This window comes from Acinetobacter tjernbergiae DSM 14971 = CIP 107465 (genome assembly GCF_000374425.1).
In the GTDB taxonomy this organism is placed as follows: Bacteria; Pseudomonadota; Gammaproteobacteria; order Pseudomonadales; family Moraxellaceae; genus Acinetobacter; species Acinetobacter tjernbergiae.
The window spans coordinates 98,733-124,601 of the sequence record NZ_KB894354.1 but is presented as its reverse complement, the minus strand read 5'-3'; the positions used below and the strand labels follow the sequence as shown (position 1 = coordinate 124,601).

At 38.8% G+C, this 25,869-nt stretch carries 26 protein-coding genes; 9 read left to right on the top strand and 17 right to left on the bottom strand.

Annotated elements, in window-relative coordinates; genetic code table 11:
• Window positions 1-60: 60 nt before the first annotated feature.
• Complete coding sequence (gene lolD, locus C502_RS0101855) at window positions 61-747, bottom strand: lipoprotein-releasing ABC transporter ATP-binding protein LolD (protein WP_018677164.1); 687 nt, start codon at window positions 745-747, stop codon at window positions 61-63.
• Complete coding sequence (locus C502_RS0101850; protein WP_023274495.1) at window positions 740-1,975, bottom strand: lipoprotein-releasing ABC transporter permease subunit; 1,236 nt, start codon at window positions 1,973-1,975, stop codon at window positions 740-742. Before C502_RS0101850 ends, lolD begins: the two co-directional genes overlap by 8 nt.
• A gap of 25 nt (window positions 1,976-2,000) precedes the next feature.
• Here C502_RS0101850 and C502_RS0101845 point away from each other — a divergent pair, with 25 nt between their 5' ends.
• Complete coding sequence (locus C502_RS0101845) at window positions 2,001-2,588, top strand: PilZ domain-containing protein (protein ID WP_018677162.1); 588 nt, start codon at window positions 2,001-2,003, stop codon at window positions 2,586-2,588.
• A gap of 9 nt (window positions 2,589-2,597) precedes the next feature.
• Here C502_RS0101845 and C502_RS0101840 read toward each other — a convergent pair whose 3' ends face one another.
• Together C502_RS0101840 and C502_RS0101835 are read right to left on the bottom strand one after the other, a co-directional pair.
• Window positions 2,598-3,488, bottom strand: a complete 891-nt coding sequence (locus C502_RS0101840; RefSeq protein WP_018677161.1) for a DMT family transporter — start codon at window positions 3,486-3,488, stop codon at window positions 2,598-2,600.
• A 7-nt stretch (window positions 3,489-3,495) separates the two neighbouring features.
• Entirely contained in the window at window positions 3,496-3,966 is a 471-nt protein-coding gene (locus tag C502_RS0101835) for a YaiI/YqxD family protein (RefSeq protein ID WP_018677160.1), read from the bottom strand.
• A 183-nt stretch (window positions 3,967-4,149) separates the two neighbouring features.
• Between C502_RS0101835 and C502_RS0101830 the strand changes: the two genes are divergently transcribed.
• Both C502_RS0101830 and C502_RS19220 read left to right on the top strand, forming a co-directional pair.
• Complete coding sequence (locus C502_RS0101830; RefSeq protein ID WP_018677159.1) at window positions 4,150-5,088, top strand: hypothetical protein; 939 nt, start codon at window positions 4,150-4,152, stop codon at window positions 5,086-5,088.
• A gap of 36 nt (window positions 5,089-5,124) precedes the next feature.
• On the top strand, window positions 5,125-5,268 hold the full coding sequence (locus C502_RS19220; protein WP_018677158.1) for a hypothetical protein: 144 nt from the start codon (window positions 5,125-5,127) through the stop codon (window positions 5,266-5,268).
• Between the two features lie 68 nt (window positions 5,269-5,336).
• Here C502_RS19220 and serC read toward each other — a convergent pair whose 3' ends face one another.
• Complete coding sequence (gene serC, locus C502_RS0101820) at window positions 5,337-6,416, bottom strand: 3-phosphoserine/phosphohydroxythreonine transaminase (RefSeq protein WP_018677157.1); 1,080 nt, start codon at window positions 6,414-6,416, stop codon at window positions 5,337-5,339.
• A gap of 325 nt (window positions 6,417-6,741) precedes the next feature.
• Between serC and C502_RS0101815 the strand changes: the two genes are divergently transcribed.
• From C502_RS0101815 to C502_RS0101800, 4 genes are read left to right on the top strand one after another with little or no spacing between them, the layout of a single operon-like run.
• Window positions 6,742-8,238, top strand: coding sequence for a TolC family protein (locus C502_RS0101815; protein WP_018677156.1), 1,497 nt, complete (start codon window positions 6,742-6,744; stop codon window positions 8,236-8,238).
• Between the two features lie 12 nt (window positions 8,239-8,250).
• Window positions 8,251-9,402: an HlyD family secretion protein gene (locus tag C502_RS0101810; RefSeq protein WP_018677155.1), complete on the top strand. Its 1,152-nt coding sequence runs from the start codon at window positions 8,251-8,253 to the stop codon at window positions 9,400-9,402.
• A gap of 3 nt (window positions 9,403-9,405) precedes the next feature.
• Window positions 9,406-10,536 carry an ABC transporter permease gene (locus tag C502_RS0101805; RefSeq protein ID WP_018677154.1) on the top strand — a complete coding sequence of 377 codons (1,131 nt, stop codon included), beginning with the start codon at window positions 9,406-9,408 and terminating at the stop codon, window positions 10,534-10,536.
• Complete coding sequence (locus tag C502_RS0101800; RefSeq protein WP_018677153.1) at window positions 10,533-11,645, top strand: ABC transporter permease; 1,113 nt, start codon at window positions 10,533-10,535, stop codon at window positions 11,643-11,645. The genes C502_RS0101805 and C502_RS0101800 overlap by 4 nt, the downstream gene beginning before the upstream one ends.
• A 26-nt stretch (window positions 11,646-11,671) precedes the next feature.
• Here the strand turns inward: C502_RS0101800 and gyrA are convergent, their stop codons facing one another.
• Window positions 11,672-14,401 carry a DNA gyrase subunit A gene (gyrA, locus tag C502_RS0101795; protein ID WP_018677152.1) on the bottom strand — a complete coding sequence of 910 codons (2,730 nt, stop codon included), beginning with the start codon at window positions 14,399-14,401 and terminating at the stop codon, window positions 11,672-11,674.
• A gap of 222 nt (window positions 14,402-14,623) precedes the next feature.
• Between gyrA and C502_RS0101790 the strand changes: the two genes are divergently transcribed.
• The gene (locus C502_RS0101790; protein ID WP_018677151.1) at window positions 14,624-15,214 is read left to right on the top strand and encodes a hypothetical protein; all 591 of its coding nucleotides are present in this window, start codon (window positions 14,624-14,626) and stop codon (window positions 15,212-15,214) included.
• On the opposite strand, the gene C502_RS0101785 is transcribed toward C502_RS0101790, so the two are convergent.
• The 5 genes from C502_RS0101785 to xerA form a co-directional block, all read right to left on the bottom strand.
• On the bottom strand, window positions 15,199-15,714 hold the full coding sequence (locus C502_RS0101785; protein WP_018677150.1) for a DinB family protein: 516 nt from the start codon (window positions 15,712-15,714) through the stop codon (window positions 15,199-15,201). The two genes, C502_RS0101790 and C502_RS0101785, sit on opposite strands and share 16 nt — an antisense overlap.
• A 76-nt stretch (window positions 15,715-15,790) precedes the next feature.
• Window positions 15,791-16,288 (bottom strand): DUF2147 domain-containing protein, encoded by a 498-nt coding sequence (locus C502_RS0101780; RefSeq protein WP_018677149.1) that lies wholly within the window; start codon window positions 16,286-16,288, stop codon window positions 15,791-15,793.
• 174 nt (window positions 16,289-16,462) lie between these two features.
• Window positions 16,463-17,398, bottom strand: coding sequence for an electron transfer flavoprotein subunit alpha/FixB family protein (locus tag C502_RS0101775; protein WP_018677148.1), 936 nt, complete (start codon window positions 17,396-17,398; stop codon window positions 16,463-16,465).
• 17 nt (window positions 17,399-17,415) lie between these two features.
• Entirely contained in the window at window positions 17,416-18,165 is a 750-nt protein-coding gene (locus C502_RS0101770) for an electron transfer flavoprotein subunit beta/FixA family protein (RefSeq protein WP_018677147.1), read from the bottom strand.
• Between the two features lie 438 nt (window positions 18,166-18,603).
• Window positions 18,604-19,491, bottom strand: a complete 888-nt coding sequence (gene xerA, locus C502_RS0101765) for a site-specific tyrosine recombinase/integron integrase (RefSeq protein ID WP_162147105.1) — start codon at window positions 19,489-19,491, stop codon at window positions 18,604-18,606.
• 161 nt (window positions 19,492-19,652) lie between these two features.
• Here xerA and C502_RS0101760 point away from each other — a divergent pair, with 161 nt between their 5' ends.
• On the top strand, window positions 19,653-20,261 hold the full coding sequence (locus C502_RS0101760; RefSeq protein ID WP_018677145.1) for a LysE family translocator: 609 nt from the start codon (window positions 19,653-19,655) through the stop codon (window positions 20,259-20,261).
• Window positions 20,262-20,316: 55 nt separating this feature from the next.
• On the opposite strand, the gene C502_RS0101755 is transcribed toward C502_RS0101760, so the two are convergent.
• From C502_RS0101755 to C502_RS0101730, 6 genes are all read right to left on the bottom strand, one after another.
• Window positions 20,317-20,919 (bottom strand): alpha/beta fold hydrolase, encoded by a 603-nt coding sequence (locus C502_RS0101755; RefSeq protein WP_018677144.1) that lies wholly within the window; start codon window positions 20,917-20,919, stop codon window positions 20,317-20,319.
• 1 nt (window position 20,920) lies between these two features.
• A complete protein-coding gene (locus C502_RS0101750) occupies window positions 20,921-21,847 on the bottom strand; it encodes an ADP-ribosylglycohydrolase family protein (RefSeq protein ID WP_018677143.1) in 927 nt (308 codons plus the stop codon).
• A 78-nt stretch (window positions 21,848-21,925) separates the two neighbouring features.
• Window positions 21,926-22,780, bottom strand: coding sequence for a diaminopimelate epimerase (dapF, locus tag C502_RS0101745; RefSeq protein WP_018677142.1), 855 nt, complete (start codon window positions 22,778-22,780; stop codon window positions 21,926-21,928).
• A gap of 6 nt (window positions 22,781-22,786) precedes the next feature.
• Window positions 22,787-24,037: a diaminopimelate decarboxylase gene (gene lysA, locus C502_RS0101740; RefSeq protein WP_018677141.1), complete on the bottom strand. Its 1,251-nt coding sequence runs from the start codon at window positions 24,035-24,037 to the stop codon at window positions 22,787-22,789.
• 22 nt (window positions 24,038-24,059) lie between these two features.
• The gene (gene lptM, locus C502_RS0101735; RefSeq protein ID WP_018677140.1) at window positions 24,060-24,272 is read right to left on the bottom strand and encodes an LPS translocon maturation chaperone LptM; all 213 of its coding nucleotides are present in this window, start codon (window positions 24,270-24,272) and stop codon (window positions 24,060-24,062) included.
• 118 nt (window positions 24,273-24,390) lie between these two features.
• A complete protein-coding gene (locus tag C502_RS0101730; protein WP_018677139.1) occupies window positions 24,391-25,803 on the bottom strand; it encodes an amino acid permease in 1,413 nt (470 codons plus the stop codon).
• Window positions 25,804-25,869 lie beyond the last annotated feature (66 nt).

Here is a 25,869-nt window from a genome sequence, read left to right as displayed (position 1 = left end):
TTCTAAAGGCAAAATTAAAGCCCGTTTTCAGGGCTTTAACAAGAGCTTGCACAAAATAAATTATTTAGGATCAATCCATAAGCCATCTTGCATATGCAAAATTGAGTCCGCAGATTGAGCCAATTGCTCATCATGAGTGACGATTAACATCGCCATATTCAACTCTTTCTTGAGATCTGTTAGCAGCTCAAAAATACTCAGTGCCGTTTTACGATCTAAATTACCTGTTGGTTCATCAGCTAAAACAACCGCTGGTTTGGTCACGAGCGCACGAGCCAAAGCAACACGTTGACGCTCCCCCCCTGATAACTCGCCAGGTTTATGATCCATACGATGTGATAAACCAACTCGATCAAGTAGATATTCAACTTGTTTTTTTACATCTTTAAAATTGCTTTCACTGCGTAACATTAAAGGCATCGCTACATTTTCTAAGGCAGAAAACTCAGGCAATAAGTGATGGAATTGATAAACGAAACCTAAATATTGATTTCGTTTATAACCACGCTCCGCCTCACCTAAATTATCAAAACGCTGACCTTGCAAAAAGACTTGTCCTTGCGATGGCTGCTCTAAGCCACCAAGCGCATGTAATAACGTACTTTTACCTGAACCACTCGAACCGACAATGGAGACAAACTCACCTGCTTTTACTTGAAGTGATAAACCTTTAATCACTTCAACTTTGCTTTTACCATCATCAAAATGTTTATAAATATCTTTGGCTTCTAAGACGATCTTACTCATAACGTAATGCCTCAGCAGGTTGAACTTTGGCTGCACGTAATGCAGGATAAATTGTCGCCAAAAAACTCATCAATAATGAAACTGTGACAATTACCGTAACATCTTGCCATCTGAGATATGAAGGCAGATAGTGAACAAAATAAGCATCAAACAAGTTCAAACCTAGAACAGTATTGAACCAAGAAATAATATCACTAATGGTCAATGCTAAAGTTACACCTAACACTGTCCCTGCGATCGTCCCAATGACACCAATCACTGTACCTTGTACCATAAAAATTTTAGTGATCATGGACGGTGAAGCACCTAGAGTTCGCAGAATCGCAATATCAGATTTTTTATCTGTTACGACCATTACTAAAGATGAAACGATATTAAATGCAGCAACCACAATAATCAGAACAAGAAGTAAACCCACTAAGGTTTTTTCCATCTGAATCGCATTGAAAAGATTACCGTGCGTATACGTCCAATTCGATGCATAGAAATTACTTGGTAACTGTTTCACGATATCATCTGCAACGGAGGGTGCGGCAAAAATATCATCTAACTTTAACCGTACACCTTGTGCACCATCAGGTAAACGCAATAATGTTGATGCATCATTTAAGGCGATATAACCCACCATCGAATCAACTTCTGCACCTACACTAAAAATCCCAACGACTTTAAAACGTTTAAAGCGTGGCACAACACCTGCTGGTGATGGTGTTGCTTCAGGCAGAACTAAGGTGACATTGTCATTTAAACCAAGACCAAGTGCATCGGTCATGTCCTTGCCTAGAACAATACCAAACTCGCCTTTCTTCAAAGCATTTAAATCACCTGAGACCATATGGTTTTGGATAATTGAAACCTTCTTCTCATATTCAGGTTCAATTCCTGTCACCATAATCCCAGCAACCTGCCCCTGTGCTGTCAACATCCCTTGTAATTGGGTAAAAGGTGCAACGCCAGTAACATGCGGATGATGCTCAACTCTTTTTACAAGCTCAGGCCAATCTGTTAGTATCTGAGTAGAAGAAACTGTGGCTTGTGGAACCATTCCAAGAACACGATTTTTTAATTCACGGTCAAAACCGTTCATAACAGATAAGACTGTAATAAGGACAGCGACGCCAAGGGTCAAACCAATCATGGAAACCAAGGCAATAAAAGAAATAAAATGATTACTTCGCCGAGCACGAGTGTATCTCAACCCTATATACAGCGAAATTGGCTTAAACATACCATCTAGTCCGAGGTGATTTATTATGGAAAATTCACAACATCAGCTTGTTGAGGACAACTCTGAACGTCGAGTAATGTCTCGTATTGATGCTGTGTTAAGAATCAACTATCAAGTCATTCCCGACGATGTTGCGCTGAATGATCCTTATGATTCTCACTTTGTATTGCCACGCTATTTTCTACTACTTGCTGAATTAGATCAATTTGATCATGCGTTTCGCTACGAATTAGAACAATTAAATGAAAAAGATCAACAAATTGCTCGCATATTATCCCTTTTTAATCAGAAGTTGAATCTGATTACGGGCTCTTTCTACGACAATATCGTGCAATCCTTACTGCCTGTCCCTGAACAAGTGAACTTTTCTGAGAATGGTTTAAGCTTCTTTAGCTCGCAAGATATTAATGAAGGAACTTATATTCATATCACGTTAAGCCACCCCGAAAATTACTTTCATATCGCTGCAACAGCACAAGTTGCTTATAGTACAGCAGACGAACAAGGTAAATTCCGTATCGGTGCTTACTTTATTACGCTCAACCCACAGGATCGTGCAAAATTAGCAGAAAGTATGCAGGAATCACAGCTCACTGAAGGTCATCAAAGCTAATGGTTTAGTCTATTTTAGGCGGCGATATGCACTTAAATCTTTATAAAAATAGAGAAATAAACCAAATAAAATAATCGTTGCACCAACAAAAACCTGCGCCGACAATTGTTCATGATTCAGGTAAGCACCAATCAATATCGCTAACATCGGGGTCATTACTGTTGTTAGCGATAAGGTCGTTGCTTTTAAATTTTGTACCAATTTAAAATAACAAAACATTGCAATCAACGATGCCATCACAATGGTATAAATCAGCGCAAATAAGGACTTAGCCGAAGGAAAATGAGTGGGAATATATTGCCAAATCCAAGGTAATAATAAAAAAGCCAATAAAGTAGACACTAAAATTGAACCCGTGGCTTGCGCCATCGGTTGGACATCAGCATTAATTTTTTTCACTAGAAAAATAGACAGAGAATAAGCAAAAACACTCACCAACATCATCATAATGCCAATAGGCTGTACATGCCTTTGGCTACCACTTAGGCAAATCAAGGCTAATCCAAGAATAGATGTCGCCATTCCTAACCATTGCAAAGCGGCTAATTTTTGTTGAAAGCCAAATCGTCCAATCAGCCCAGCCATAATCGGAGCTAAACCAAACATTAATGCAATCAAACCAGAACTTAAATAAGCCGTTGCAGCATAAGTAAAAATTTGTGAGCCAATCAGACTTAAAGAACCTGCGATATAACTCAATAATGCGACTTTATGTCTTGGAAATTCAATTTTTAACAACAGTAATACAAGCACTGCCAAAGGCAACGCAATAAAGAAGCGTAAAACCAATGCCCACATTGGGTGTAGATCGGCCACACTCCACACAATTGCTAAAGGCGTGGTCGCCCAAATAAACACAAGCAAACCATAAGTAAGCATTAAGTTAATACGTGATGGCATATTCAGCTCAAGAAGCAGTTTTGCGCTTTTGTTTGAAAATCGTTTGATCTAAAGAACTCGAAAACTCACGTTTATCTCGCTCTGAAATAGGCGGTGGCCCACCTGTTTGGACACCTGCTCCACGCAAAGTATCCATAAAGTCACGTAAATGCAGACGTGCTTTGACATTTGCTGTCGTATAGACTTCACCCCGAGGATGAATTGCGATTCCACCTTTTTCAATCACTTGTGCTGCAAGCGGAATATCCTGTGTAATGACAATATCATTCTCTTGCATACGATCTACGATTTCTTTATCTGCTTGATCTGCCCCACTCATCACTTGAATTGAGTTAATGCGCAGAGAGGGTGTAATCCCAACATTTTGATTGGCAACAAAAGTTACTTCTAATTGATAACGATCAGAGGCTCGCAGAATCACTTCACGTAGAATTTTCGGTAAAGCATCCGCATCTACCCATAATTTAAATGGCAGCACGTTGGTACAAGCTCATATAAATAAAAAATGTAGTGTAGCAGATTCACCTGAAATTAAAGTTAAGATCATCTATTTAGATTCAGCATAAGGAAATAAATGAATAGAATTACATATCCAGACTTGAAAAACTGATGTTACCCTCGATTTAATAGAGTAAGTTCAATCTTTTTAGCATCATGCTTTATGAAAAATCAAAACAGTCCAGAAACCATTAAAATTCAAGATCAAAATTTCGGTAATCATGTTGAGCATTGGAACTTACTGACAGATACGCCTGAAACTGATGTTCCCAAATGGTTAGGATTGGCACTTGATGCACCTGTCATGCCGATGGGCTTATGTGAAAATGAACAAGAGATGGATCAATCATTTTGGTTGATTCAGGGACCCAGTGGTCAAGCAATATCTATTAATCAAATTATTGCGGTTGAAGATCAAAAACCACGCACATTAAAAACAGCATTCCCAAGTTTTGAAAGTCCTTATAAATATGAAGCAAATATTGAGCGCATTATTACCTGTAATTCGGCTACCCAAGCCGTATTACGTCTAAGCTTAAATAAAAATACGGTTATTTATGCATTTGATAATTTATTCAGTGTGAATAATGATCAATATGATCAAAACCAAAGCTATCAAGTTCAACTAAATGCTTGGGCATATGAGCTAGAAACTGTTGCTGAAAACGAAAAAATTATTGTTGATGACCCTGCATCAATTAAACATCATCGTGCTTTAAATGCAATTTTGGCTGAGCATAATGGAATTGCACCAGAAAATTTACAAGAATTGATTAATGACTGGCAACCACAAACCCCTGAAGATCATGAACCGGTCACAGTTGATTTCTCTAAAATGGTGGCATATTTATATGGTGAAACCTTAGGTCAAGAAGATGAAGCTTGGTTTCAGGGCAATATTGTGGGTAAAACCACCATGCAATTTATGCAAGATGAATATGCCCTTTATGATGTCACCCTTGTTTTAGAAGATGATTTACCTGCAATTTTAATTCGTATTGCAACTAAAAACGATTTGTATAAAAACTTTAACATTGGTGAATATATTCGCGGCAACCTATGGATTCAGGCGAATATTTATGCTAAAAATGGTATAAAGTGACAAAAAATCACATAAATAGTATTTCTAGGCGTTCTAATGAAAATTATACCAGAACAAACGACCACCAGTCTGCTTCATGCAAGTGATCACGGGCTTAAACTTGATGTTGGCGCATTTTGCTTTTTTTTGTTAGGTATGTTTCTAGCTGCGCTCATTTTTCATCATATTGGCTTATTCTGATTATTAGACCAAGATTATATGTATAAAAAAAGCTCTCAATGATGAGAGCTTTTTTTATACTTTATTGCTTAACCATGACGTTTCGCGAACTCATCCATAAAGTTAACTAATGCCTGTACACCTTCTAATGGTACAGCATTGTAAATACTGGCACGCATCCCCCCCACAGAACGGTGACCTGCTAGATTCAACAAATGATTTTGCTCAGCTTCTTTTAAGAAAAGTTTCTCAAGTGCTTCATCTGCAAGCGTGAATGGTACATTCATCATTGAACGATTTGGAATCGCGATCGGGTTGTTATAAAAATCACTAGAATCAATATAACCATAGAGTAATTTTGCTTTTTCTTGGTTGACTTGATACATGGCATCTACACCACCCTGTTCAAGTAACCATTCAAATACGAGACCTGATAAGTACCATGCATAAGTCGCAGGTGTATTCACCATTGAATCATTCTTAGCTTGGTCTGAATATTTCAAGATACTTGGAATTTCAGGTTTTGCTTGATCCAATAAATCATCACGAACAATGACAATGGTTAAACCCGCAGGGCCAATATTCTTTTGCGCTCCTGCATAGATTAAACCAAACTTGCTAACATCTAATGGCGCAGACAAAATACTTGAAGAAAAGTCACAGACCAATGGGGTATTCACATCGGGCACACCCGCGAATTGTAAACCGCCGATCGTTTCATTATCTGCATAGTGTACATAAGCCGCATCGTTTGAAAGATTCCAAGTGCTTTGCTCAGTAATGGCATGTTTACCATCAATCAACGTACCCGCTTCAATTACATTAATATCGCCATAACGCTTAGCTTCTTTTAATGCTTTTTCAGACCAAATACCTGTATGGATATAATCAGCTTTCGCATTCTTGCCGAGCAAGTTTAAAGGAATTGCTGAAAATTGAAGCGATGCACCACCTTGTAAGAACAAGACTTTATAGTTCTCAGGAATGTTCATGAGCTTACGCAAATCTGCTTCAGCTTTTTCCGCTACAGCAACATAGTCATTACTACGATGACTCATTTCCATGATCGACAAACCTTTACCTTGCCAATCCAACATTTCTTGTTGAGCTTTTTCTAAAACGGCAGTAGGTAACGCAGCAGGACCAGCGCAGAAATTATAAGCACGCATGAGTTTTCCCTTGTCAAAGTGAAACAAATTGAAATGGGGATTTAATCATAGATTAGCGAAGCTTGCAGCAGATTATCGAGGAAATATTTCAATTTCAGTGCAAAAAACAGTTGAATTTTTCAATCAGGTTTTGATTATTTCCCTTGTTTTCGAGGGTATAGAGCAATACTTATCTCCTTGTTCCCTATAGATTAAAAGCTCTATTTTTTACAAATTCAATACACCAATTGAAGTGATATAACTATTTAATTAAAAACATAATATTTCAATTTTATAAAAAGAATTTAGACTATCCAAGGATATTATTAAATTGCGACATACTCTAATGTTGAAACGACATGAACGACCGAGTTTTCAGGTCAAACGGTTTCCAAAACAGCTCAGCTTATGTATGAGTCTCATCAGTTGTGCCCTATTCTCAATATCATCATTTGCTCAAACTGTCAGTTATAGCCAAGCTGAACAATATGTTGTGGAAAATGCTTATGGTTCACAAGCGCAACAGGCATTACGACAAGCATCGCAATTGGAAATGGAAGCCGTCAAAAATTTAGGTCTACCGCGAATTGATTTAAATGCCCGTGCCTATGCTTTTCATAGTGAAACCAGCGTACCGCTTGAGTCAAGTAAGCGTCGCTTAGAAAACTCGCTCACCAATGGTTTCGATGAAAAACTATCTCAATGGGAAAATGTACTTCCCCCTGATGTGATTGATCAAGTCAGCCAAGGCTTTAACCAAGTGGTAAGCGATGGTTTAAATAAAGTTCCTAACAACCTAGACGTCACTGTTCAAGATCGTGATATTCGCACGTCAGTATCCATGGTGATGCCACTGTATATGGGAGGAAAAATTAATAGCGCTAAACAAATTGCGAATATTCAAGCCCAACGTTCCAATATCAGTGAGAAACAACAACAAGATACACAACGCTTTGAAATGATTCAGGCTTATTTCAATGTACAATTACAACAACAACTATTAAATTCTGCACTATTTAATTTTGATGCCATGCAACAGCATTACAACAATGCACTGAAACTTGAAAAACAAGGATTTATTAACAAGGGACAGCGTATGCAATTTGAAGTTGCGCGAAACAATGCTGAACGAGCCTATCAAAATGCCCAATCCAATTTACATGCAAGTGAATTTAGCTTACAGAATTTATTACAAACCAAAGAGAACCTCAAACTCAGTACCCCTCTTTTTGTCAATTTAGCTCAAAATCATTCATTAGATAAATTACTTGCAAATTATGATCAAAACTCCAGTTTAATTAAGAAACTACAAATGGATACTGAACTTGCAAATGAAAATGTAAAAGTTCAGCAAGCCACCAAAAAACCGAGTGTTTTTGCTTTTGGTGAATATGGATTAGATAACAAAGAAAATTGGATTGTTGGTGTGATGGCAAAATATAATTTATTTTCTGGGATGGATAACAATAAAAATATACGTGCAGCCGAACTGAAAAAACATGCGGCTGAACTTATAACTGAACGTACTAAACAAGAAGTCGAAAATGTACTGTATAAATCCTATAGTGAATTAAGTTCTTCGCAAAATAGTCATCAATTACTCTCGCAGAATACCAAAGCAGCACAAGAGAATTTACGCATTCAACAACTCTCATTTAAAGAAGGTATGGGCACTGCAACGCAAGTGATTGATGCACAGAATGCTTTGAGTGCTTTAAAAACTGAAATGGCACTTAACTCATATAAATATATTTTATCTTTAGCCACCTTGTTACAAAGCTACGGTTCTATTGATGAGTTTAAGCTTTACGTTAACCAACCACGTACTGACTATATCCGTTAATTGGAGAAATTTATGAGCCAAAATCCATCATCATCCAATTCTGAACGTGATACAGATCAAGTAGAAATGCCAACAGTTGACGCAGAAAATGACACATCAACAACGACTGAAAACATTGAAGTCGCACCAGAAAACATACCTGCTTCGCCTTCACCTGATGATCTTCAGCAAACATCAAAACGAGGAAAATTAAAAATCATGGTCGCTATGATGGTGATCTTATTACTGGGTCTCATTTCGTATGGTTTATGGAAAGCTTACCTTCCGAAAACCATAGAACTACAAGGACGGGTTGAAGCAGAAACAGTACATATCAGCACCAAAGTTCCAAGCCGTATTGAAGAGTTTTATGTCACTGACGGACAACCCGTCAAAAAAGGACAAGCTTTGGTTCGCTTTGTTAGTCCAGAATTGGAAGCAAAGAAAGAACAAGCCCAAGCCGCCTTACAAAGTGCCACAGCATTTCATTCAACGGTGTATCGTGGCGCACAACAAGAGAATATTGAAACTCTGTACGCAAATTGGCAAGCAATGAAAACCCAAGCTGATTTGGCTGCAACCACGTATAAACGGGGTGAAAACCTATTTCAGCAAGGTGTAATTTCCCGTCAACGTCGTGATGAAATGTTAGCCGCCCAAACTTCAGCACGTGAAACGGCTGAAGCAGCTTATCAACAGTACGCGCGCGCTCAACGAGGCAGTACGGAGCAACAAAAATTAACTGCTGATGCGCAAGTTGCAATGGCTCAAGCAGCGGTCAAAGAAGCCAATGCACTGACCGAAGAAACTAAGCTCTATTCACCAACCGATGGTACTGTTTCTAAAACCTATGGCAAACCAACCGAGCTAGTCGCAACAGGCATCCCTGTGGTCAGTATTCTTGAAGACCATGATTTATGGGTGGGTTTAAATGTTCGTGAAGACATGTATAGCTCAATTTATAAAACCAAAACCCTCGAAGGTTTTATTCCTGCACTCAATCGTAAAGCAAACTTCAAGGTGAAAAAAATTGATGCTGAGGGTGATTTTGCGACGATAAAAACCACAAGACAAACAGGTGGTTATGATATTCGTAGCTTTAAATTTCATTTAGTGCCTGAACAAACGATTCCTGACTTAAAAGTTGGTATGAGTATTTTGTTTAAAATTGAAGAGGCAAAATAACCGATGTTTGCAGTGATGCTTCGGGAATTACGCTATTTAAAACGCCATAAAGCTGACTTTTTTATGGCGATCATTGCACCTTTGTTGGTGATTCTTCTTTTTGGCAATATGTTCTCATCAGGTAAAGCTGAACATTTACCGATTGTGGTGATTGACCAAGATCAAAGTGAAATGAGTCGTAAAGTGATTCATGCGCTCAGTGTCAATCATACCTTAAACGTCAAAACAATCACGGCAAGCCAAGATGAGGCTGAGCAACTCATTAATAAAACTGAAGCATGGGGATTTGTTTTAATTCCTGAAGGTGCAGAACAACGATTAGTACAAGCACAAGATGCGCAAATCAGTATCGCCTATAATCAATCTTTTTTTAGTATTGGTAACACCATTTCCTCTGCAATGCTGATCAGCACCTTAAATGGTATGGCAGACTATATGGGAGATAGTTACTTATCAAATGTAATCCCCTACTTGGATGTTCCGACACCTCATATCAAAATTTCCACACTATATAATCCCAATATGAGTTATGAATTGTTCCTAGAACCATTCATGGTACCCGCAGTTTTACACTTACTACTGTGCTGTTGTGTCGCTTTTGCGATCGGTCAGGAATTTAAAAGAAAAACCTTAACTGAATGGGTAAATTCAAAACAAATTATTTCTAGCCTGTTGGGCAAAATTCTGGTCTATGTATTTATTTTTTGTGCGTGGACATGGTGCTGGATGTTTTGGTTAGCGCATATTCGTGGCTACTTTATTGCAGGTTCACTCAGCCTGATTCTGCTTGCACAATTTTTACTTTATTTTTCTTATGCTGTCATCAGTAGCACCGTGGTTTTAGCCACCAAAGATCTACCTAAAACCTTTGGTTTTATTGCACTTTATGGCGGATCATCACCAAGTTTTTCAGGAATTACCCTCCCCCTCAATAATGCACCTGCATTTACGCAATTTTGGTCAATGATTATTCCCTACACACCTTATGCAAAACTACAAACAGAACAATGGGTCATTGGTAGTGATCTGTTGGTATCTTTCATTCCTTTAAGTATTCTACTTGTTTTTTCTGCTCTTTATTTTGGGTTAAGTATTCGCCTATTAAAGAAAAATGTTCAGGAGCAAAGTGGATGAAATCATTTTTCTCTTACTATATTCAAACGTTTAAAAATATTGCAGCGAATAGCTCAGTATTTACCACATTAATTGCTGCCGTTATTTTATATGGCTTTTTCTATCCTACTGCGTATAAAGCCCAATCTGCGGCGGATATTCCAATTGTCATTGTTGATCAAGAACAAAGTATTGTAACTTCAAAAATTATTAGTCAAGCTGCAAATAGTCCACATATTCGAATTACGATGGTCACAGAAAATTTTCTAGAAGCTGAAAAATTAGTAAAAAATCAAAAAGCTGAAGGTATTCTATTATTACCAGACAATCTCACCAATAGCTTGAAACGTGGTGAAATAGGCGGAATTGGACTTTACCTCAGCACAGCCTATTTCATTCGAACCAAAGAAGTGGGAATTGGTCTAGCGACTTCAATTGAAGCGAGTTTACAAGAATATTTAGAAAAATTTGGGCATGCTTCTTCATTCCACCCTGAGATTTCAATTCATCAAATTCCTTTGTTTAATACGCTATCGGGTTATGGCAGTTATATTTTTCCTGCGGTAGCGAGCCTCATCATTCATCAAACCATTTTACTTGGGCTTGCCATGTTGATTGCCAGTTATCGAGAAAAAGGTTGGGTGGCGAAGCGATCAGAATTTTTTGCTATTTTCACAGCAATTTTAACCATTGGATGCCTTGGTTGCCTTTATTTATTCGGTTTCACCTTTTGGTTATATGAATATCCACATGGCGGTAACTTTTGGGGTATGTTGCTTGCTGTTCCAATTTATGTAAGTTGTATCATTGGTTTAGCAATGCTTGTTGGCTCATTGGTGGATATGCCCGAACGAGTCGGACATTTAATTGTTGTGACTTCAGTGCCTTTGTTTCTATTAACAGGAACAGCATGGCCACATCAAGCTATGCCTGAATGGATGCAATTCTTGGCGTGGTTACTACCATCCACCAATGGCGTACAAATGTTCGTACAACTGAATCAGATGGGGGTCGCAACATTCATTGTTGTTCCTAAACTTATTTATCTTGCGACGGTAGCTGCAATTTTACTGGCACTTTCTTATTATCGGTTGGTGATGATGCAGCCAATAAAAAAGGAAGCTGATTAGCTTCCTTTTTTATGATCTTAGATGACTTACGCTTCAGGCGTATCATCTTTCGGCTCAGCGACAACTTCTTCAGAAGTTGCTGCTTGAAGCTCAATATCTTCCACAACGTCGATAGCTTCTAACTCTTCGTCATCTTCTACAGCTTCAATCGAAACCACACCAACCAATGTTTCTGCATCGCTTAAACGGATTAAACGAACACCTTGGGCATTACGTCCAGTCGTCGCAACTTCAGCGGCACGCGTACGAACCAAAGTACCACCATCAGAAATCAACATGAGTTCTTTGCTTTCATCAATTGATACCGCACCAACTAACTCACCATTACGTTCGCTAGTTTTGATTGCAATCACGCCCTTACCACCACGTTTCTTGGTTGGGAAGTCATCCACTGGTGTACGTTTACCATAACCGTTTGCACAAGCACACAGTACTTCACCCGTTTCAGGTACAACCACGAGTGAAACAATGCGACTGACAACAGTTGAATCTGATGAATCATCATTGTCATCGCTATCATCATTTTCGACTTCAGCATCTTCAGATTCAATGGTATTGCTTGCAAAACTCACACGCATACCACGCACGCCTTTTGCAGTACGTCCCATCGCACGAACATCTGTTTCAGCAAAACGAATTGCCTTCCCTTCGTTCGAGAACAACATGATTTGCTGATTACCGTCGGTGATTGCAACGCCGATTAAAGTATCTTCTTCGTTCAACTCAATCGCACGTAAACCATTTGAACGAACATTGCTAAATTGTGCTAATTCAACACGTTTAACCGTACCTGATGCCGTTGCCATGAATACATAGTGATTTTCAGGAAATTCAGTCAATGGCAAGATTGCCGTCACAGTCTCATTCGCATCCAATGGAAGCAAATTAATAATTGGACGACCTTTCGCACCACGTGAAGCCTGCGGAACTTCAAACACTCTTAAACGATAAACTTTACCAACATTGGTAAAACATAAAACCGTTGCATGGTTTGATGCCACAATTAAATGTTGAATAATATCATCATCTTTCATCGAGGTTGCAGACTTACCACGACCACCACGACGTTGCGCTTGATAGTCAGAAAGTGGTTGAGTTTTTGCATAACCTGTTTGAGAAACAGTCAATACCACTTGTTCTTCTGGGATCAAATCTTCACGGCAGAAATCAACGCCTGATTCAACAATTTCAGTACGACGCCCATCACCATATTGCTGCAAGATCAAAGCAAGTTCTTCACGAATCACATTCATCAATAGATTAAAATCATTGAGAATTGCTGTTAATTCAGCGATTTGACCTAATATCTCAGAATATTCTGCATGTAACTTGTCTTGTTCGAGACCCGTTAAACGGTGCAAACGTAATTCTAAAATTGCCGCCACTTGCGTTGGTGACAAGCGATAAATTTCACCTGACAAACCAAATGGGCGAGTAGGGTCTTCGCCTTCAATTTCATCTGGACGAACAGAAATTGCGCCTGCTTTTTCAAGCAATGCAACCACACCGCCACCTGCCCATTCACCTGCTTGTAAACGCTCACGCGCTTCAGTAGGGTTTGCAGAAGTTTTGATGGTTTCAATAATGGCATCAATATTGGCTAAAGCAACCGCCAAACCTTCTAAGATATGACCACGTTCACGTGCTTTACGCAATTCAAACATGGTACGACGCGTCACAACTTCTTGGCGATGACGAATAAATGCCGCAATAATATCTTTCAGGTTCATCAACTTTGGTTGACCATTGTCTAGACAAACCATGTTGATACTGAACGAGTTTTGAAGTTGGGTATGCAAGAATAAATTATTCACTGCAACTTCTGCGTTCTCGCCTCGTTTCAAGTCGATTGCGATACGCATACCATCTTTATCAGACTCATCACGAAGCTCAGAAATACCTTCTAATTTCTTCTCTTTAACTAACTCAGCAATACGCTCAATGGTTCTTGCTTTGTTAACTTGATAAGGAATTTCAGTAAAGACAATCGTAGTACGACCCGTTTTTTGATCTTCTTCGAAGTGATATTTACCACGGATATGCAAACGACCTTTACCCGTGCGGTAAGCATCCACAATCCCTGATTTACCGTAAATAATACCGCCTGTCGGGAAATCTGGCCCCGTAATATGCTCCATCAAACCCTCAATAGAGATATTTGGGTTATTGGCATAGGCCAAACATGCATTCACGACTTCTGTCATGTTATGCGGTGCCATATTGGTCGCCATACCAACCGCAATACCCGTTGTACCATTAATCAAAAGATTTGGAATACGTGTTGGCATTACTTGAGGAATACGCTCAGAACCGTCGTAGTTATCTTCCCAATCAACAGTATCTTTTTCTAAGTCTGCTAAGATTTCATGGGTCAACTTTTGCATACGAACTTCGGTATAACGCATTGCTGCTGCGCTATCCCCATCGACAGAACCGAAGTTACCTTGACCATCAACCAACATGTAACGCAAGCTAAAATTCTGCGCCATACGAACGATTGTTTCATATACTGCGCTGTCACCATGAGGGTGATATTTACCGATCACGTCCCCGACAACACGAGCAGACTTTTTGTATGCTTTGTTATAATCATTGCCCAATTCATGCATTGCAAACAACACACGACGGTGAACAGGTTTAAGACCGTCTCTCACATCTGGTAATGCACGAGATACAATTACGCTCATCGCGTAATCTAGATATGAATGCTTGAGTTCGTCCTCAATGGCAATCGGTCTAATTTCCGATACGCTCATGCATACTCCTTGTTTACAAGTAGATGGCTCTACTTGTTTTTATGTATTCAATCTTGCAAAAAATTAGCTCAGAAACTTGAACTAAAATTAAAAAATATAGCGAAAAATTATAGCATAAATAGCTCTTCAACTGGGAGCTTTTGATACAAATAGATTGTCGTATTTTCTTTATTTATATAGAATTTACATAAAACCATTAAGCAAAAATTTATTTAGAAAAATATGTCAAAACCAAATCAAGAATATCGTTACCGTGTCTCAAAACGTATGTTCAAATACTATAATGACGAAAATCGTAATATGCTTTTTGGAATTGGTCGTATGATATGCAATGCACCATTTTCAAATGTATTTTCTCAAGACATTTTTCCCATAAAAAATAAACACAGAAAAATTGATACAGCGCTTTTAGAACAAAGTCTTATCCCACAACATTTAGCTTATTTCTCTAATATACATTACACCCCATCTACAGAGGAGGCTATTTCTTTACATAAAGATGATATTCATTGGGATCTTGAAATTTTTCCATCGGGCAAAATTGAAAACTATATTACTGAACAATTCATCAACACATTGAATACTTTACAATCATCTAAAAACTTAGAAGAAATATTCAAGTATGGTATTGAAGGTGTCTCATGGAAACTGACTGACAATCTTACCTTTATGAATAATGATTGGAGTATTAAATTTCCTACGTGGAAATGTGAAATCTCATCACCTTATTACAAATATCATTTATTAATCATGCAATTAACACATGGTCTAGTCATTATGTCCTTTTGTTATCCTAATCAGCGATATAAATAGGCATATTCTCTTTGAAAGAAAATTAAGTCTAGCTCCAAGGATTTTGCTGTTAGCTCAAAGATCATGCTGTGCATTTGACCTCGATGATGCGTTTGATGGTTAAATAGGTGTGCCAATATTTCAATCAAAGGCTCAGTATAAACTTGACCTCGACGGACATAAGTAATCATTTGATGGAATGAAACTTCATCATGTTCATGGATAAAATTAATCAGACTTTGATCATGCTCAATTCGAGCATTCTCTAATTGGGCGAGTTCATTATAAAGAACCTCATCTAAAGCATACGTTGACGCCACAACACCATTGATACGCTCAAACCAAAGTATATCTCCTACCAACACATGATTTGCCGTTTGCATAAGAGATTTAAAATAAGCTTTACAGTCTTGATTTAATTGCTCCTCTGTTAAGCTGATGAGTGTAGAAAATAACTTTTGGTTTGCCCACTGATTATAATGAGCCAGCATCAGAAAATAGGTCTTAAAAGTATAATTCATCGGTAATGCTCTCATTTATTTGTTCTTATTTTTAACATAAAAACGCCCCTTTCGGAGCGTTGGAGACCAGTAAGAATTAAGGTGATTTAACCTCGACATCTATAGGTGTGGCAGTACGTACCCATACAGAACTCCTCCCAAATAGCGAAACTCCTTTAAATGCTCGCACTCGGAGCAAACGTCCATTATTGGTCACTTCCCCCTTACCCTGATAAGTACGACCGCTCAAAACCTCTAACAAAGTCGCATTATTATATTTGTTTGGGTTTTTGGGATCTTTAGTCACACCAGAAACAATCTCCATTCCTAGAATAGGCTTATTCGTATTTGGTGCAGCACATTTCACGCAATGCGTTAAGATCACACCGCTAACGTTGGGGTAACGATGAACAATTGTTCCAGAATAAGTTCCATCAATTTTCTTTTTAAATTCGATAATAGATAAAGGTTCACCCGTACGGTCATCAATACTTTTCCAGTACCCTTCGATCGAATCAGTTGCATAAACAGTTGTACTCGCCAACACTGCCCAAAACACCCCCAAAACCCATTGAGATAACGAGTTTATTTTCATTTTGCATCTCCCTATATTTTGCAAAATTATTTTTTAATTGAAGCAAATTTCTTTTACTTTCTGATTACTTAGGTCTAATCGTTGCTGTTTTTACAACAAATAATGATTTTTTCTAATCTCTTAACCATAAAAAAACCCTTGCATCGCAAGGGTTTTCAAACTTAATTCAGAGAATTAAAGTTTAGATACCAATTCTGGTACAACAGTGTTCAAATCACCAACTAACCAGTAGTCAGCAACGCTGTTGATTGGTGCTTCTTCGTCTTTGTTGATTGCAACAATAACTTTAGAATCTTTCATACCCGCTAAATGCTGAATCGCACCAGAGATACCGATTGCCAAGTAAAGATCAGGCGCAACGATTTTACCAGTTTGACCAACTTGGAAGTCGTTTGGTACAAAGCCAGCATCTACCGCAGCACGTGAAGCACCTTGAGCAGCACCAAGCTTGTCAGCTAATGGGTCAAGTACTTTGTGATAGTTTTCACCAGAACCTACACCACGACCGCCAGATACAACGATACGTGCAGCAGTTAATTCTGGACGATCAAGCTTCACGATTTCTTCGCTTACAAATGCAGAAATACCAGCATCTTTCGCTTCAGCAACAGCTTCAACCGCAGCAGAACCACCTTCAGCAGCAACTGCATCAAATGCTGTACCACGAACTGTACCAACGATAATTGCTTCGTCAGATTGAACAGTTGCGATTGCGTTACCTGCATAGATAGGACGCTTGAAAGTATTTGCAGATTCAACAGCAATGATGTCTGAAATCATGCTTACGTCAAGAAGTGCAGCAACACGTGGAAGAATGTTCTTACCCGTTGTTGTAGATGCAGCTAATACGTATTTGTAACCGCCTTTCGCGATGTCAGCAACTAAGCCAGCAACGTTTTCAGCCAATTGGTTCGCATAAGCAGCATTGTCAGCAAGTAATACTTTGCTCACACCAGCAACTTTAGCAGCAGCATCAGCAACTGCTTGAGCGCCAGAACCAGCAACTAATACAGTAATATCACCACCGATTTTTTGAGCTGCCGCAACAACGTTTAAAGTTGCACCGTTAAGTGACTGGTTGTTGTGATCAGCGATAACTAAAATACTCATGATTTTATCCTTCTGTATTAGATCACTTTCGCTTCATTTTTCAATTTTTCAACAAGTTCGTCTACAGACTTAACTTGTACGCCAGCTTTACGTTCAGCAGGTGCTTCAACTTTAATTGTTTTAAGTTTAGTACCAGTTGCAACGCCATAGTCAGCAGGAGACTTAGTATCAAGCGGTTTTTTACGCGCTTTCATGATGTTTGGAAGAGCAGCATAACGTGGCTCATTCAAACGTAAGTCAGTTGTGATGATTGCTGGAAGACCAAGTTCAACAGTTTGTAAACCGCCATCAACTTCACGAGTAACTTGTACTTTACCGCCGTCAACTTTGACTTCAGATGCAAAAGTACCTTGACCTGCACCAAGTAAAGCACCAAGCATTTGACCTACTTGGTTAGAGTCGTCATCAATTGCTTGTTTACCAAGAAGAATAAGTTCTGGTTTTTCAGCATCAACAACGCCTTTTAAAATTTTAGCAACTTCTAAAGCGCCAATTTCGTCAGCAGTTTCAACTAAAATACCACGGTCAGCACCTAAAGCCATCGCAGAACGAATTTGTTCTTGCGCATCTTTAGAACCCACTGAAACCACAACGATTTCAGAAACTGTTCCTTTTTCTTTTAAGCGAACTGCTTCTTCTACTGCGATTTCACAGAATGGGTTAATTGACATCTTAACGTTAGTAAGGTCAACCCCAGTATTGTCCGGCTTCACACGAACTTTAACGTTGGCATCAACCACACGTTTTACAGCGACAAGAGCCTTCATGTAATCCTCGGCTGTTCTAAGCAAGTAAATATAATGAAGAGTATTCTAACTCTTCGATCGAAACTTTTTAGGTGCCCTATCTTGCAATGTATATGGCATTTCGGTCAAGTCACAATTTCTTCTGCGACTGTAAAAAAGATGAAATGCTCAGTTCAATAATTTAGCCTTATATTTCACCATTTATATTTAATCACTTGACACTTTGATTTTTAAATATTGATTTATCTAATATTTTATAACTTTCAACAACATAAAATACACTTTCCAAATTGATTTAACTGGATCTGTAACTGATCATTTCGATTAAACTTTACCGTACTTTCGATTCTACAAAAACTTGGCAATAAAGTAAGAATATTGATTGAGCAACGCTTAAAAATAAACGAAAAAATCAGTCGCCTATTAAACACTCAATTTTGCAACATAATATATCAACATTTAGCTTTTCTGTGCACGTGGATGCGCCTGATCATAGGCTTTTGCCAGTTGATCAAAGTCAACATGCGTATAGATCTGGGTTGTCGATAAATTACTATGGCCCAACATCTCTTGCACTGAGCGCAAATCACCACTCGCTGAAAGCATATGACTGGCAAAACAGTGGCGTAAGAGATGTGGATGTAAATCGACATTGACACCTGCTCTTTGTGCTTGAAGTTTAACTCGATTTTCAATTTGGCGTGGCTTTAATACACTGCCCCGTTGTGAGATAAATACCGCCGAATCTGCTGTAAAACCGCCTTGCCATATCCGATAAATTTTAAGCCATTCAATCAAACTTGCTTTTGCTTTGCTTCCAAATGGCACAACTCTCGTTTTATTTCCTTTACCAATGATGCGTAATAATTGCCGATTAAAATCAATATCTTTGACCGTGAGTCCTTGCAACTCTGCCAAACGCAAACCACTCGAATATAACAATTCAAGCATTGCCTTATCCCGTAACCATAGCTGTTGTTCTAAGGGTTTTTCTGGTGATGGCTGATCTAAAATTTGATTCACGGTTTCAATATCAATCATCCCTGGCAAAGGTCGAGGCTGACGTTTTAACCTAAAATCTTCTGATGGATTTTGTTGCAAATATTGACCTTGCTCCGCCCACTTCATAAATTGGCGAATTGATGTTAAATGACGTTGTAAGCTACTTGAACTCAGTTGGTCTTGTTCAACACGTGTAGCCAAATACTCTCGTAGATCAGATGCCTCAATATTTTGTAATTGAAGTTGTTTCGATTCACAAAACTCAAAAAAATCGGTTAAGTCACGTTGATAAGCCGCAATGGTATGTTCCGACTGATTTTGAATAATGCGTTCTTTTAACCACATGGAAAGCAGTTTTGTCGGAGTTTCCAAATTACGCTCAATGTTATTCAGTTCATACATTACTCAGTCTAACAAATTTTTCCCTTTATAGAATTAAACAAGTTTCGGAAAATCTCTGTCTATGTAATACAATACATTTCAAGTTTTAAGTCGCTCTTCTTACAATGTCAATGATGCTTATCTCCTATCTAATCGCAATTACACTTCTTACGCTGACACCTGGCCTAGACACAACACTCATCATTCGCACAGCAACAATAGAAGGGAAAATTAAAGCCTTTCAAGCAGCATTAGGAATTAACTTAGGCTGTATTGTTTGGGGCATTATTGTCGCTTGTGGTTTAGGCGCATTATTGATGACTTCTGATCTTGCTTTTAATGCGTTGAAGTGGATGGGTGCAGCATACCTGACTTGGCTAGGATTCAATCTTATTTTAAAACCTCGTACACAACTTGCGGGGTTGAATGAATCAGCCGCAACGCAGAACTGGTTTATGAAAGGCTTGTGGGGCAACTTACTCAATCCCAAAGTCGGCATTTTTTATATTTCATTCTTGCCACAATTCATCCCCCATACTGCTTCACCTGTTGTTTGGACAATGGGGCTGGTACTGATCCATGTATTGATTGGATTTATATGGTCAATTTTCTTGATTGTTGCCATGCAATCTATTGCAGCCTATTTAAAGCAACCGAAATTTATTCAATATATGGATCGTATCACTGGCAGTATTTTTATACTGTTTGCACTGAAACTAGCATTGAGTAAGTGATAAATCATAAAAAAGGCGTGCTTTTCATAGCACGCTGACCACTCGTTTGAACGACCTATACCGAGTCTTTTAAATAAGCATTTATTTGTATTGCCACTTCATCTGCATCCTGCTTTGCCAGTCCATGATCACCACCATCGACAATATAAAGTTTTGATTTTTTAAGTATCTGATTTAAATATTGCCCAACTTCAATTGGGCTAACTGGATCTTGATCACCCCAAATGAGTAATGTTTCTATCTCTATTGTAGATAGAAATTCCTCATAATCGACCTTTGTCGTCACAAACCAATCAGGGGATTCCAAATATTCCTGTCGATAAAGCTGACGCCAATCTTGAACCTTAAATCGTTCTAGATTAATTCCACCTGAAGTTGCGATTAATACGAGACCTTTGATCAAATCTGTTTTTTGTAATGTCGCAGCTATGGCAAAGATTCCACCCATTGATTGCGCAATTAAGATCGAGGGTTGTTGAATCTGTGCAACCACATAATTGCTCAGATCATCAAAACTATGAATGTCGGGATGTGCTGCCGTACCATGAAAACCAGGGTAAGCGATCACTTGCTTTGTATAATTATTAGGAAGCTGTTCGATCAGAGGATTCCAAAATTGTGTATTGCCTGATGCGCCTGCGAGAAAAACTAAATTCATTTCATAAGCCTTCTATCAATTGTATGAGTAAAGGCTCGACCAGTTCTTTAGCTCTTAATTGTTGTAACCATACTGGAGGAATATCCTCATATCCAAAAGCAAGTCCTGCTAATCCACCTGCCACACATGCTGTTGTGTCAGTGTCCCGCCCCAAAGAAATCGCTTTTTTAATCACTGCTTGATAATTTGGCTCTTGTAGCGCTAAATAAGCTGATTTTAAGCAATCTACAACATAACCACTTCCCGTCCCTCGTTCTAAATCATCAGGACGGATAAAAAATTCTAATTGCTCCAATTCATCAGGTCGTTTTTCATAATATTGTCGTAGGATAGTGACCGCATGTGACCATGCGGCATTAATCACCATTCCTTTTAAAATATATCTCGCCCATAAACAATACAAGGCACAGCATACTTTTGAGCGTAAATGCGCATGCGTAATGTGTGATTGTAAATATGCAGCTAAAATTAATGCCTCGTCTGTTCCTTGATGCCACAATGCTAAAGGTAAAACTCTCATCAATGCACCATTACCATTGGCATGTTCATCATCATTTGCGACTTGCATGACTGGCGTACCTAGTAAATATTTTCGAATAGCGGTTGCCGTCTGCACACCTACATCAAATACCTGATAATCGGGGGTCATATAACCAAACTGATACCAATTCGCAATACGATTCATTAAATCAACAGGTTCTAACTTCTGACAATCAAGTAAGGATGCCAATAAACACAAAGCTTGCGCACCATCGTCTGACCATGTGCCAATTGGAACATCAGGATAAGTTCGACTAAAATTTTTGGGCGGAATCATATCAATATCGATAATATGAGGTAGTTGTTCAGGTAAATGAAATTCATAAGGCACACCAACAGCATCACCGATCAATAAACCATAAATACCACCACGAAGCTTATTTTGCATTTTTCTCTCATTTTCTTATTGTAAAAATAAAGGGTAAAAAGCCCAACTTGAGACTTTTTACCCTCAGATCAATCTAATTTACCCTTGGAAATATCTTAAATCCAAACGTGCATCGTAAACATGAGTCGTTGGACCTGTCATCCACACCACATCACCTTCACGCCAAGCAATATGTAACTTACCGCCCGCAAGCTGAACTTCAACTTCATTGGCAAGTAAACCACGGCGCATACCACTAACTGCTGCGGCACAAGCCCCTGTACCACACGCTAAAGTCTCACCCACACCACGTTCAAACACACGCAAACGGACGTGCTTTTCATCAATGATTTGCATAAAACCAGCATTGACACGTGCAGGAAAGCGTACATGAGATTCCACTTGTGGGCCAATATTGGCAACATCAGCAGTTAATACATCAGGAACGATGGTAACTGCATGAGGATTACCCATATTCACTACATCAATGTTAATGCTTTGGTTATCTGCCAATTCTAGTGCGTATAAACCTTCAGTATCTTCATGTGCTTGAGTGACAAATGGAATTTCGTCTGGAAGAAACTTTGGCGGCCCCATATTAACGCGAACCAAACCATTCGCACCCAACTCAGGCTCTACAATCCCTGCTTTGGTTTGCACCCGAATTTTTGTTTTAGTAGTAAGTTGACGCTCATGTACAAATCGAGCAAAACAACGCACACCATTACCACATTGCTCGACTTCAGAACCATCTGCATTAAAAATACGATATTTAAAATCTACATCTGGAAAATCAGGTGGTTCAACAATCAAAAGTTGATCGAAACCCACACCAAAATGACGATCAGCTAAGCGTTGAATCGTCAATGTATCTAAATAAGCTCGCTGGGTAATCAGGTCAACAACCATAAAGTCATTCCCTAAACCATGCATTTTGGTAAATTCTAAATACATCCCAATTTACTCCTCAGGCAACAAACGCTCTCTTTCCCAAAGTGATTCTATGGTTTCACGCTCACGAATTAAATAGGCTTGATCACCATTGACCATAACTTCAGCAGCACGACCACGGGTATTATAGTTCGAGCTCATCACAAAACCGTAAGCACCTGCGCCCAACACAGCTAATACATCATTTTCCTGAAGTGCCAAATCACGCTCTTTACCCAAGAAATCGCCTGTTTCGCAGATTGCACCGACTAAATCCCATGTTTTAACTTCAACATCATGCTTTGGATTCACAGATTGAATATCCATCCAAGCTTCATATAAAGCGGGACGAATTAAGTCATTCATCGCCGCATCAATGATGGCAAAGTTACGGTGATTGGTTGGTTTTAATAAATCAACTTTGGTTAATAAAGCACCCGCATTAGCTGAAATACTACGCCCTGGCTCCATATATACTTTCAAGCCTAACTTTTCTAAAGCTGGACGCATGGCATTGGCATATTCAGCAACGCTTGGAGGAGTCTCGTCTTTATAGCGAACACCTAAACCACCACCAATATCAATATGTTTGAGGGTAATGCCTAAGTTTTTCAATTCTTCGATCATCAAAATGACACGATCAAGTGCATCAACAAATGGCTTGGTTTCTGTCAATTGAGAACCGATATGACAGTCAATTCCGACGATCTCTAGGTTCGGTAATGAAGCAGCATATTGATACGTTTCATTCACCGTATCACTTGGAATACCAAACTTATTTTCTTTCAATCCTGTTGAAATATAAGGATGAGTTTTAGCATCTACATCTGGATTTACACGTAAAGAAATCGGGGCTTTTTTGCCTAATTTTGCGGCTACTTTTTGAATGCGATCAAGCTCAGCATAAGATTCAACATTGAAACACGCAATGCCGACAGTTAATGCTTTTTCAATATCTGCTTCTGATTTACCTAAACCAGAGAACACAATTTTTGATGGCTCACCACCTGCTGCAAGTACACGAGCGAGTTCACCACCCGTCACAATATCAAAACCTGCACCAAGTTTTGCCAAGACATTTAAAACAGCGATATTTGAGTTTGACTTCACCGCAAAACAGATTTGATGATCAATAAAATCAAAGGCACGATGCATATCTAAATAATGCTTTTCAAAAGTTGCTTTTGAGTAAACATATAAAGGTGTGCCAAATTGCTGTGCGAGCTGATCTAATGAACATTGCTCAGCATGCAATACTCCATTAATGCGAGTGAAACTCATGAAGATGTCCTTATTTACAAACTTAAGGTGAGGTGGTCGGTGATGATGTAACTTGGCGTTCTGACTTTAGATCAGGTGAGGCTTCTGCTTTGGATGCTTCATTTTTATAAAGCAGGTATTTTGCACGCTTATCGTGATCCTGATTAGAGGGTAATTGCAACATGCCTGACTGACCACATGCAGTGAGTACCACACTACTCAGTAATAAACCGATCGAACAAATGACTTGACGCATCTGAGCACCTAACTTTTACAATTCGCAGCAGTATAGCGTGATCAACCCACAGGCTAAAGTCTAAACATAAAAAAACGCCAACTTATGCTGGCGTTTTTTTCATTCAAACTCGTCTAGCTTATTTCTTTTTCGCAAAGAAATAGCCAATCGCTAAAATGATAAACCAAATTGGGCTCACTTTTAATGATTCTAAAGTTGTTTCATCCAATGCAAGGAAGTAAATCGTTGCAAGGAAGAATGCAATGACCACCCAACATGTAACTACGCCACCAGGAAGTTTAAAGGTAGACTGTGCATGCAATTCAGGACGGTTTTTGCGGTAGTTAATATAACTCCACATAATCACGATCCACACACAAATAAACAGGATCGTTGATAATGTTGTCGCTAAAGTAAATGCAGTCACTTCATCGTTAGTTCCTGTTTTTACTTTATAAACAAATTGTACAAATGCACCAATAAAGATACAAACCGCTGAGAAAATCAACGCTTTTGCAGGAACAGCAGATTTAGAAAGTTTTCCGAATAACTTCGGTGCTTGCTTATCCGTTGATAAACCAAACAACATACGGCTAGTCGAGAATACACCACTATTCATTGATGACATGACCGAAGATAGCACCACCAAATTCATAATAATCGCAGCAGAAGCAATACCCGCTTGTGAGAAGATATTTACAAATGGACTGACTTTAGGATTAATTTGATCCCACGGTGTAACACACATGACGACAAACAATGCCAATACATAGAAAATAATAATACGAATTGGAATTGAGTTAATCGCTTTTGGTAAATTACGTTTTGGATCTTGTGTTTCAGCAGCAGTTGTACCGACAAGCTCCACACCCACAAAGGCGAAAATTGCAATTTGGAAGCCCGCTAAGAAGCCATCTAAACCTTTAGGGAAAAATCCGCCATGTGTCCACAGGTTGCTAATACTTGCTGTTGTACCAGCAGCATTAGTGAATCCAGTAAAGATCATCCATAAGCCAACTGCAATCAAGACAATAATGGCTGTGATTTTGACCATTGCAAACCAAAATTCCATCTCACCAAATAATTTTACTGTCACAAGGTTCAACCCAAGTACAAATAAAATGGCAATGGTACTGATCAGCAATCCGCCCATTGGGGTAAATGACTCACCACCATTGAAAAATTCAAGATAGTAAATAATGGCAGACAAGTCCGCGATACCAATCGTGACCCAACATAGCCAATAGGTCCAACCAACAAAATAACCCGCCCATGGACCGATTAAATCAGTGGATAAATCAATAAAAGATTTATAGTGTAAATTAGATAGAAGTAATTCGCCTAAGGCACGCATGACGAAAAATACCATCACACCAATTAAGCCATAAATGAATAAAATCGATGGTCCAGCCAAACTAATGGTTTTGCCTGACCCCATGAACAATCCCGTTCCGATTGCTCCACCAATCGCAATCAACTGTAAATGTCGATTGGAAAGGCTACGATGCAGCTCACCATTTTCATTTGGTGAACCAGTAAAATCATTTGACATTGTTATATTCAACTCTCGAGTTTTATGTCACAAAATTAGCCTAAAAATCTAACAATAGAAAAAGTT

What these genes read in the sequence shown, in the direction of transcription:
- C502_RS0101800 (WP_018677153.1), top strand. Translation starts at nt 10,533, where the DNA reads ATGAAATCATTTTTCTCTTACTATATTCAAACGTTTAAAAATATTGCA.
- lptM (WP_018677140.1), bottom strand. Translation starts at nt 24,272, where the DNA reads ATGCGTCAAGTCATTTGTTCGATCGGTTTATTACTGAGTAGTGTGGTA.
- C502_RS0101830 (WP_018677159.1), top strand. Translation starts at nt 4,150, where the DNA reads ATGAAAAATCAAAACAGTCCAGAAACCATTAAAATTCAAGATCAAAAT.
- C502_RS0101845 (WP_018677162.1), top strand. Translation starts at nt 2,001, where the DNA reads ATGGAAAATTCACAACATCAGCTTGTTGAGGACAACTCTGAACGTCGA.
- xerA (WP_162147105.1), bottom strand. Translation starts at nt 19,491, where the DNA reads ATGTGGTTAAAAGAACGCATTATTCAAAATCAGTCGGAACATACCATT.
- gyrA (WP_018677152.1), bottom strand. Translation starts at nt 14,401, where the DNA reads ATGAGCGTATCGGAAATTAGACCGATTGCCATTGAGGACGAACTCAAG.
- C502_RS0101760 (WP_018677145.1), top strand. Translation starts at nt 19,653, where the DNA reads ATGTCAATGATGCTTATCTCCTATCTAATCGCAATTACACTTCTTACG.
- C502_RS0101790 (WP_018677151.1), top strand. Translation starts at nt 14,624, where the DNA reads ATGTCAAAACCAAATCAAGAATATCGTTACCGTGTCTCAAAACGTATG.
- C502_RS0101770 (WP_018677147.1), bottom strand. Translation starts at nt 18,165, where the DNA reads ATGAAGGCTCTTGTCGCTGTAAAACGTGTGGTTGATGCCAACGTTAAA.
- dapF (WP_018677142.1), bottom strand. Translation starts at nt 22,780, where the DNA reads ATGTATTTAGAATTTACCAAAATGCATGGTTTAGGGAATGACTTTATG.
- C502_RS0101775 (WP_018677148.1), bottom strand. Translation starts at nt 17,398, where the DNA reads ATGAGTATTTTAGTTATCGCTGATCACAACAACCAGTCACTTAACGGT.
- C502_RS0101785 (WP_018677150.1), bottom strand. Translation starts at nt 15,714, where the DNA reads ATGAATTATACTTTTAAGACCTATTTTCTGATGCTGGCTCATTATAAT.
- C502_RS0101805 (WP_018677154.1), top strand. Translation starts at nt 9,406, where the DNA reads ATGTTTGCAGTGATGCTTCGGGAATTACGCTATTTAAAACGCCATAAA.
- C502_RS19220 (WP_018677158.1), top strand. Translation starts at nt 5,125, where the DNA reads ATGAAAATTATACCAGAACAAACGACCACCAGTCTGCTTCATGCAAGT.
- C502_RS0101755 (WP_018677144.1), bottom strand. Translation starts at nt 20,919, where the DNA reads ATGAATTTAGTTTTTCTCGCAGGCGCATCAGGCAATACACAATTTTGG.
- lolD (WP_018677164.1), bottom strand. Translation starts at nt 747, where the DNA reads ATGAGTAAGATCGTCTTAGAAGCCAAAGATATTTATAAACATTTTGAT.
- C502_RS0101815 (WP_018677156.1), top strand. Translation starts at nt 6,742, where the DNA reads ATGTTGAAACGACATGAACGACCGAGTTTTCAGGTCAAACGGTTTCCA.
- lysA (WP_018677141.1), bottom strand. Translation starts at nt 24,037, where the DNA reads ATGAGTTTCACTCGCATTAATGGAGTATTGCATGCTGAGCAATGTTCA.
- serC (WP_018677157.1), bottom strand. Translation starts at nt 6,416, where the DNA reads ATGCGTGCTTATAATTTCTGCGCTGGTCCTGCTGCGTTACCTACTGCC.
- C502_RS0101780 (WP_018677149.1), bottom strand. Translation starts at nt 16,288, where the DNA reads ATGAAAATAAACTCGTTATCTCAATGGGTTTTGGGGGTGTTTTGGGCA.
- C502_RS0101850 (WP_023274495.1), bottom strand. Translation starts at nt 1,975, where the DNA reads ATGTTTAAGCCAATTTCGCTGTATATAGGGTTGAGATACACTCGTGCT.
- C502_RS0101810 (WP_018677155.1), top strand. Translation starts at nt 8,251, where the DNA reads ATGAGCCAAAATCCATCATCATCCAATTCTGAACGTGATACAGATCAA.
- C502_RS0101750 (WP_018677143.1), bottom strand. Translation starts at nt 21,847, where the DNA reads ATGCAAAATAAGCTTCGTGGTGGTATTTATGGTTTATTGATCGGTGAT.
- C502_RS0101730 (WP_018677139.1), bottom strand. Translation starts at nt 25,803, where the DNA reads ATGTCAAATGATTTTACTGGTTCACCAAATGAAAATGGTGAGCTGCAT.
- C502_RS0101840 (WP_018677161.1), bottom strand. Translation starts at nt 3,488, where the DNA reads ATGCCATCACGTATTAACTTAATGCTTACTTATGGTTTGCTTGTGTTT.